The organism is Sphingomonas sp., assembly GCF_048594985.1.
In the GTDB taxonomy this organism is placed as follows: domain Bacteria; phylum Pseudomonadota; class Alphaproteobacteria; order Sphingomonadales; family Sphingomonadaceae; genus Sphingomonas_I.
On the sequence record NZ_JBMDXG010000308.1, the window covers coordinates 1 to 7,047 of the forward strand.

The following is a 7,047-nucleotide window of genomic DNA, read 5'->3' on the forward strand; positions in this document are numbered from 1 at the left end:
GATCGCGGAGGCCTATGCCACCGGTCGCGGCGGCTTCCGCGTCCGCGCGCGCTGGTCGGTCGAGGATCAGGGGCGCGGCACCTGGGTCCTGGCGGTCACCGAAATCCCCTACCAGGTTCAGAAATCGAAGCTGATCGAGCAGATCGCCGCGCTCATCAACGAGAAGAAGCTGCCGATCCTCGCCGACGTGCGCGATGAAAGCGACGAAAAGGTACGCATCGTGCTGGAGCCGCGCGCGCGCACCGTCGACCCGAAGGTGCTGATGGACGGGCTGTTCCGCCTGACCGACCTCGAAACGCGCGTGCCGCTCAATCTCAACGTGCTCGACCGCGACCGAACGCCGCGCGTCATGTCGCTCAAGCAGGCGCTGGCGGGATGGGTCGAGCACCAGTTCGAGGTGCTGCTGCGCCGGACGCGCCACCGGCTGGACAAGATCGCCGACCGGATCGAACTGCTCGACGGCTATCTCATCACCTATCTCAACCTCGATCGCGTGATCCAGATCATCCGCGAGGAGGACGAGCCCAAGCCGGTGCTGATGGCGGAATTCGGCCTGAGCGACCGGCAGGCCGAAGCGATCCTCAACATGCGGCTGCGATCCCTGCGCAAGCTGGAGGAAATGGAGCTGCGGCGCGAGCGCGACACGCTCGACAAGGAGGCGAAGGACCTGACCGCGCTGGTCGAAAGCCCGGCGCGGCAGCGCACACGGCTGAAGCGCGATCTCGTCAAGTTGCGCGACCGCTATGGCCCCGAAACGGAGCTCGGCCGGCGCCGTACCCTGATCGAGGAGCAGGGCCTCGCGCGCGAGATCCCGCTCGAGGCGATGATCGAGCGCGAGCCCATTTCAGTGATCCTGTCGCAGCGGGGCTGGATCCGGGCGATGAAGGGGCACATCGATCTCGCCTCCGCCGAAGCGCTCAAGTTCAAGGAGGGCGACGGGCCCGCCTTCGCCTTCCACGCGCAAACCACCGACAAGCTGCTGCTGGTCGCGGCAAGCGGACGGGTCTTCACGCTCGCGGCCGACAGGCTGCCAGGCGGGCGCGGCTTCGGCGAGCCGGTGCGGCTGATGGTCGATCTGGAAGGGGAGGCGGGGATCGTGGCGCTCGTCCCCGTCCGTGCGGGCCAGCGCCTGCTGTTCGCGGCGAGCGACGGCAAGGGATTCGTCGCGCGCGCCGAGGAGATCACGGCGGAGACGCGCAAGGGCCGCCAGGTCGTGAACCTGCGGACGGGTGCCAACCTCCGCGTGGTGCATGCGATCGCGGCGGACGACGACTATGTCGCCGCGATCGGGGACAATCGCAAGTTGCTGGTCTTCCCGTTGGCCGAAGTACCGGAGATGACGCGCGGGCAGGGCGCGCAGATCCAGCGCTATCGCGATGGCGGCCTGTCCGATGCCATCACCTTCCGGTTCGCAGATGGCCTGTCCTGGCCGATGGGAGGCGACAGCGGGCGCACGCGTACCGAGGCGGAGCTTGGCCCGTGGCGCGCGGCGCGGGGTGCGGCGGGACGCATGCCGCCCACCGGTTTCCCGCGCGACAACCGCTTCGCGCGCTGAGCCGGAACCTGTCGGGCCGGAACCTGGGCTGACGAAGTCTTAACCCCTTGGCGGTTAATGCGGACGTGATGGAGCTCCGCAGACTTCACCCAGATGACGAGGGAAGCCGACAGCATGGCGTGACGACGCCGGGCCCGCTGCCGGCCGTCGACGTGATCGATGCCCATCCTTTGCTGACGACTGTGCGGCAGAACTTTCTGGACGCGATCCATATTCCGGCCGCGGTCGTTGTCCTGGAGCACGACCAAGCCATGCTGGCGACGAGCAATGCTCCGCTTCGCCGGATCTTGGAGAGCGGGGATTCCGACCGGTTGGCTGGCCTGATCGAGCCGATCACGACCTTCCTCAAGGCGATGGGCAAAAGTGAGGAAGTGGATTGGAAGGAGCCCGGCATCGGCGGGCGCAGCTTCCGTCTGCATCTGTCGCAGCTTCCCGCTTACGGGCTGCACGAACGGCGCGCGCTGGTGACGCTGATCGATCGCACGGCCGAGGTGCAGACCGAGCGCTCGCTACGGACCGAGATGCTGACCGACAGCCTGACCGGGCTGCCCAACCGGGTCGCCTTTCAGGAGGCGATCGATGCCGCGATCGATGCCGGACGCAGTCCGTCCATCCTGGCGCTCGATCTCAGCAGGTTCAGCCGGATCAACGAATGCGTCGGCGCGCTGACCGGCGACGAGCTGATCATCACGGTTGCGCGGCGCCTGGTATCCGCATTGCGCGACGGCGACATTCTCGCCCGCATGGCCGGCGACGAGTTCGGTGTCCTGCTCTACGAAACCACGGGAGAGGAAGCCGTCGCGATCGCGCACCGGCTGATGGCCGCGCTCGTACCGCCGGTCCGCCTCGCCGAGCTGGAGATACGGGTCGGCTGCTCGATCGGCTGCGCGGCGTGGGAGGAGAGGGGACACGGTTCCAACGATCTTCTGCGCAACGCACAGGTTGCGCTCAAGCGGGCGAAGGCGTCGGGCCAGATCGAACTCTACCGGCAGGGGCAGGCCAGCCATATCCGCCGCAGGTTCACGCTCGAAACGGAATTGCGCCGTGCGCTGGATCGCGACCAGCTCAGCCTGGCCTTCCAGCCGTTGATCAACCTTCAGACAGGCGCGGTATCGGGTTTCGAAGCGCTGGCGCGCTGGGATCATCCCGATCATGGAAGGGTCGAGCCGTCCGATTTCATTTCGGTGGCAGAGGAGAGCGGGCTCATCGTCCCGCTTGGCCGGTGGGCATTGAATGCCGCCGCGAGGACCCTGGCCGAATGGGATCGTGACAGCGGCGGGGCATTGCCGGTCACCGTCTGCGTCAACGTCTCGCCGGTGCAACTCGCACGCGACAACGTCGAAGCCGCCGTGGCCGAGGCACTGGACGACAACGGCATTGACGGCGGACGACTGACGCTCGAACTCACCGAAAGCTCGATCGTGGCCGATCCCGAACGCGCCCGTCGCGTGCTCGGCGCGATCCATGGCCACGGCTGCCGCGTCGCAATGGACGATTTCGGGACCGGCTATTCGAACCTCGCCTATCTCCAGAAACTGCCGATCGACATCCTCAAGATCGATCGCAGCTTCGTCACCGACATGCACGAGAATGACGATTCGGTGGCCATCATCCGTGCGATCCTGAGCCTGGCGCGTACGCTCGGCATGTCTACCACGGCCGAAGGCGTCGAGACGGCCGAGGCTGCGCGCACGCTGGCGAAGCTGGGATGTACGACGGGGCAGGGCTATCATTTCGCCAAGCCGCTCGGGGCGTCCCACGCGCTCGACTATTTTCGCGCGCGCAACCGTTGATCGACCGCCGCGCGGGCGATTTCGAGCACGCGCTGATGGTCGGGAAAACCTTCGGCGATCCACCGTGCCTCCACCTCGCGAAGGGTGGCTGCGACCGAGGGACCTGCCCTCAGACCGAGAGAGATCAACGCGCCGCCCGCGATCGGCAATCGGGGCGGTTGCCATCCCGCGATCGCTGTCATTCCGTCCGTGAGTTCTGCGTCATCCGCGCGCAGGAGCAGGCGGTCGCGTGCCGCCTCAACGCCGATATCGTAAGCCAGCGCGCGCGGATTCGACGGCCGCGCCTCTCCTGCAGCGAGCATCAATCGCCGACGCTGGCTGTTCGACAGTTTCAGCCGCCGCGCGACCGCCTCCGCCACGTCCACCCGTGCCGGAAGCAGGGCGGCAAGCCGGCGCACCGGATCCCCGGCGTTGCCCTCGCGCGCCACCAGCCGGGCCAGCCGCTCCACGCCGTCGGGCGAAACCTCCGGAACGATGGGGGCAAAGATGCCATGCGCCGACATGATCCGCACGGTCGGCACCGGATCGTCGGCGGCGAGGAGCTTGAGGAGTTCCTGCGCGACCCGCTCACGCGACAGCGCCATCATGTCGTTGGCGCGAGCGACGCAGGCGGCAAGCCCTTCCGTGTCGGGCGCGCCGCGCCCGAAGCGGGCATGGAACCGGAAGAAGCGGAGGATGCGGAGATGGTCCTCCGCGATGCGCGTCAGCGGATCGCCGATGAACCGGACGATGCCGCGCTCGAGGTCCGCCAGTCCGTCGAAATAATCGAACAGCGCGCTGGTGCGCGGATCGGCCGAGAGCGCGTTGATCGTGAAGTCGCGACGGGCGGCGTCCTCGCGCCAGTCGTCGGTGAAGCGCACGATGGCATGGCGTCCGTCCGTGGCGACGTCGCGCCGCAGCGTCGTTACCTCGACCGCGCCGCCGGGAAGCACCGCGGTGATCGTCCCGTGCGCGATGCCGGTCGGCACCGCTTTCAACCCCGCCGCGCGGATGCGGCGCAGCGTTTCGTCGGGCGCGTGGATCGTGGCGAGGTCGAGATCCGCCACGGGCAGGCCGAGCAGCGTGTCGCGCACCGCGCCGCCCACCGGCCGGACCGCACCCGCCGCCGCGCCGAGCGCCGCCGTGAGCGCATCGAGGCCCTCCTGATGCTGCCACGGCGCGTCGGGCAGGATCATGCGAGCACCGGTCCCAGCCGTCGCGCGAGATTGACGATCATGCCCGCCGTCGCGCCCCAGATGCGCCGATCCTCCCAGAGGATTTCGTGGAAATGACGCACGCGGCCCTCCCAGGGTGTCTCCCGCCGCAGATGATTGGCATCCGCCAGCAGGAAATGAAGCGGGACTTCGAACACCGCCGCCACCTCCGATTCCTGCGGGCTGAGCGGAAGGTCGGGGGGAACCACGCCGACGACGGGCGTCACGCTGAACCCCGTGCCGACGCGATATACATCGCTCGTCCCGACAACCTCGACCAGCGCCGGCGCAAGGCCGATCTCCTCCTCGGCCTCGCGCAGAGCAGCTTGCTCCGCGTCGGCGTCGCCGGGGTCCACCCGTCCGCCAGGGAAGGAGATCTGGCCGGCATGGCGACGCAGGTGCGCCTGCCGCAGGGTCAGGATCACGCCGGGGTCGGGCCGGTCGGTGACGGCGACCAGCACCGCCGCCGGCAGATAAAGCCCTGCCGCGCGGTCATAATCGTCGCCTTCGATCACCGGCCCCTCGCTGCTTCGAAGGAGCGCCGCGCGCAGCCGGTCCGCCAGCGTCATGCCGCGTCCAGCGAAAAGCGGACGCCATCGGACCACAGGCCGGCGGGGTCGGCACCCTCCGCTAGCGCCAGGTCCGCCAGCTCGTAATAGACGGCGCGCGCGATCGCAGCGTCGATGCCAGGCCGCACCTCAAGATATGGACGCCCGTCGCGGACCGTCAGCGGGTGGTTCGCGCCGGCGATCACGCTGCGATCGGTATTGAGGCGGAAAGCCAGGCGGCGGTCGCGCTCCTGGCCCTCGGTCATCAGTTCGACCGCGACGAAGGGCGCGTCATCGACCGCGATCGCGAGCTTTTCCACCGGCGTCACGAGCATGTACGCGCCGTCCGGTTCGCGGCGGAGCAGACCCGAAAACAGGCGAACCATCGCGGGACGGCTGATCGGCGTACCGTCGTGAAACCATGTGCCGTCGCGTGCGATGCGCATGCCGCTGTCGCCGCAGAAGGGCGGATCCCATTGATCGACCGGTGGATCGGGATGGGCCGCCGCGATTGCCGCGATTTCCGCAATCGAAAGTCCGGACAGGGTTGGGGGAGGGGGCGCGCGCTCGGGCATTGCTTGCAGCAGGCTAGAACATTGCGCTCGGGTGCGGAAGCCGATGAGACACGCCCGTCAGATGCGCGGTCCCAGCATGCCGTGGAGCGGGAGGGGGCGGTCGCTTCGTACGAGCAGCCGCCAGCGCTCGACCGGACCCGGCACTCCCCAATTTGCTGTCCCGGAGGCGGAAAATCCGAAGCGGCCATAATAACCGGGATCGCCGATCAGCACGAGCGGCTCGCGCCCCTCGGCCTGGTCGAGGACGTGGCGCATCATCAGCGTGCCGATACCTTCGCCCTGCCGGTCGGCGGCGACCGCGACCGGCCCGACCAGAATCAGCGGCGTCGCTCCGTCCTCGCCATGCAGCGCGCAGGGCCAGGTCTGAAGCGATCCGACCAGCGCATCGCCGTCGATCGCGGCGACCGACAGTGCCCCGTCCACCGTCATGCGGTCGCGGATGCGGTACGCGGTGCGCGCGCGCCGCTCGGTGCCGAAGGCCTGGTCCAGCAGCCGTTCGATGGCGGCGGGATCGGCCTCAATCAGGGGGACAAGCTGGATCACGATGGTCCTCGGGGTCGCGCGCCCTTAGCCGATCGATCGTGAAAGAAAAGCGGCGGCTGGCCGCGCCAAGCCGCCACTGCTAGGGGCGTGGCCATGCACTCCTCTCCGACGCCGCTCGTCTTCCAGTTCGATATCGCGCAGCCGACGGACGTCGTGCGGCTCGAGGTAAGCGACCTCGTCGTGAACGTCCTGACAGGCGTCTTCTCGGAGGAAACGCATGCGCCGCAGCCGCTGAAAGTGTCGATCCGGGCGGACATCGCCGCGCCGCGCCGCTTCGCACCCGACACGCCCCTGTCGCAGTCGAAGAACTATCTCGATCTGCGGCGCGCGGTCGAGGACGCGATTCCCGCCGACCTGCACTTCACTTTGATCGAGGCGATCGCGGACCATGTGATCGATACGATTCTGGCGCAGGATGAGAGGGTCCTTCGGGTCGAGGTGCGCATCGTGAAGTTGGCCTTGTCCCAGGCGGGCGAATCGATCGGGATGACGCTCGCCCGCGAGCGCCGCTGATGCTTGCGCTGGTCACCGGCGGCATCGCACGGCTGGGCGCCGCGATTGCCACGCGGCTGGCCCGGGAGGGATATGACCTCGCCCTCCATGTCCGGAGCACGGGCGGTGCGCCCGAAGCGGGGCTCGTGGCAGCAATCGCGGAGCATGGCGTTCGCGCGGAGCAGTTCGATGTCGATCTCGCCGACGGTGGCGCGGTAGAGGCGCTGGTCGGACGCGTGGCCGAACGCTTTGGGCGTGCGCCGGATCTGCTGGTGAACAGCGCGGCAATGTTCGAGGAAGGCGGCTGGGCGACGCTCGACCGCGCCGATCTCGACCGCCATCTCGCCG

Annotated in this window: 8 protein-coding genes; 4 read left to right on the forward strand and 4 right to left on the reverse strand. The window is 68.4% G+C overall.

Annotated elements, in window-relative coordinates; all coding sequences use genetic code 11:
* A partial coding sequence (locus ACOJSF_RS12770; protein ID WP_420142579.1) for a DNA gyrase subunit A occupies positions 1-1,555 on the forward strand: 1,555 nt, incomplete at its 5' end.
* 119 nt (positions 1,556-1,674) lie between these two features.
* On the forward strand, positions 1,675-3,348 hold the full coding sequence (locus ACOJSF_RS12775) for a putative bifunctional diguanylate cyclase/phosphodiesterase (RefSeq protein ID WP_420142580.1): 1,674 nt from the start codon (positions 1,675-1,677) through the stop codon (positions 3,346-3,348).
* Here ACOJSF_RS12775 and ACOJSF_RS12780 read toward each other — a convergent pair.
* Genes ACOJSF_RS12780 through ACOJSF_RS12795 form a run of 4 tightly spaced genes read right to left on the reverse strand, consistent with a single transcriptional unit; the run spans position 3,324 to position 6,207 of the window.
* Positions 3,324-4,523 carry a CCA tRNA nucleotidyltransferase gene (locus ACOJSF_RS12780; protein ID WP_420142581.1) on the reverse strand — a complete coding sequence of 400 codons (1,200 nt, stop codon included), beginning with the start codon at positions 4,521-4,523 and terminating at the stop codon, positions 3,324-3,326. The two genes, ACOJSF_RS12775 and ACOJSF_RS12780, sit on opposite strands and share 25 nt — an antisense overlap.
* Complete coding sequence (locus ACOJSF_RS12785; RefSeq protein ID WP_420142582.1) at positions 4,520-5,110, reverse strand: CoA pyrophosphatase; 591 nt, start codon at positions 5,108-5,110, stop codon at positions 4,520-4,522. The genes ACOJSF_RS12780 and ACOJSF_RS12785 overlap by 4 nt, the downstream gene beginning before the upstream one ends.
* Positions 5,107-5,664: a DUF1285 domain-containing protein gene (locus ACOJSF_RS12790; protein WP_420142583.1), complete on the reverse strand. Its 558-nt coding sequence runs from the start codon at positions 5,662-5,664 to the stop codon at positions 5,107-5,109. The genes ACOJSF_RS12785 and ACOJSF_RS12790 overlap by 4 nt, the downstream gene beginning before the upstream one ends.
* 57 nt (positions 5,665-5,721) lie before the next feature.
* Positions 5,722-6,207: a GNAT family N-acetyltransferase gene (locus ACOJSF_RS12795; RefSeq protein ID WP_420142584.1), complete on the reverse strand. Its 486-nt coding sequence runs from the start codon at positions 6,205-6,207 to the stop codon at positions 5,722-5,724.
* A gap of 93 nt (positions 6,208-6,300) precedes the next feature.
* Here ACOJSF_RS12795 and ACOJSF_RS12800 point away from each other — a divergent pair, with 93 nt between their 5' ends.
* On the forward strand, positions 6,301-6,720 hold the full coding sequence (locus ACOJSF_RS12800) for a dihydroneopterin aldolase (protein ID WP_420142585.1): 420 nt from the start codon (positions 6,301-6,303) through the stop codon (positions 6,718-6,720).
* A partial coding sequence (locus ACOJSF_RS12805; protein WP_420142586.1) for an SDR family NAD(P)-dependent oxidoreductase occupies positions 6,720-7,047 on the forward strand: 328 nt, incomplete at its 3' end. The genes ACOJSF_RS12800 and ACOJSF_RS12805, both read left to right, overlap by 1 nt.

Excerpts from the sequence above, each read along its gene's own strand:
- ACOJSF_RS12780 (WP_420142581.1), bottom strand. The coding sequence starts at position 4,523 with ATGATCCTGCCCGACGCGCCGTGGCAGCATCAGGAGGGCCTCGATGCG.
- ACOJSF_RS12785 (WP_420142582.1), bottom strand. The coding sequence starts at position 5,110 with ATGACGCTGGCGGACCGGCTGCGCGCGGCGCTCCTTCGAAGCAGCGAG.
- ACOJSF_RS12790 (WP_420142583.1), bottom strand. The coding sequence starts at position 5,664 with ATGCCCGAGCGCGCGCCCCCTCCCCCAACCCTGTCCGGACTTTCGATT.
- ACOJSF_RS12800 (WP_420142585.1), top strand. The coding sequence starts at position 6,301 with ATGCACTCCTCTCCGACGCCGCTCGTCTTCCAGTTCGATATCGCGCAG.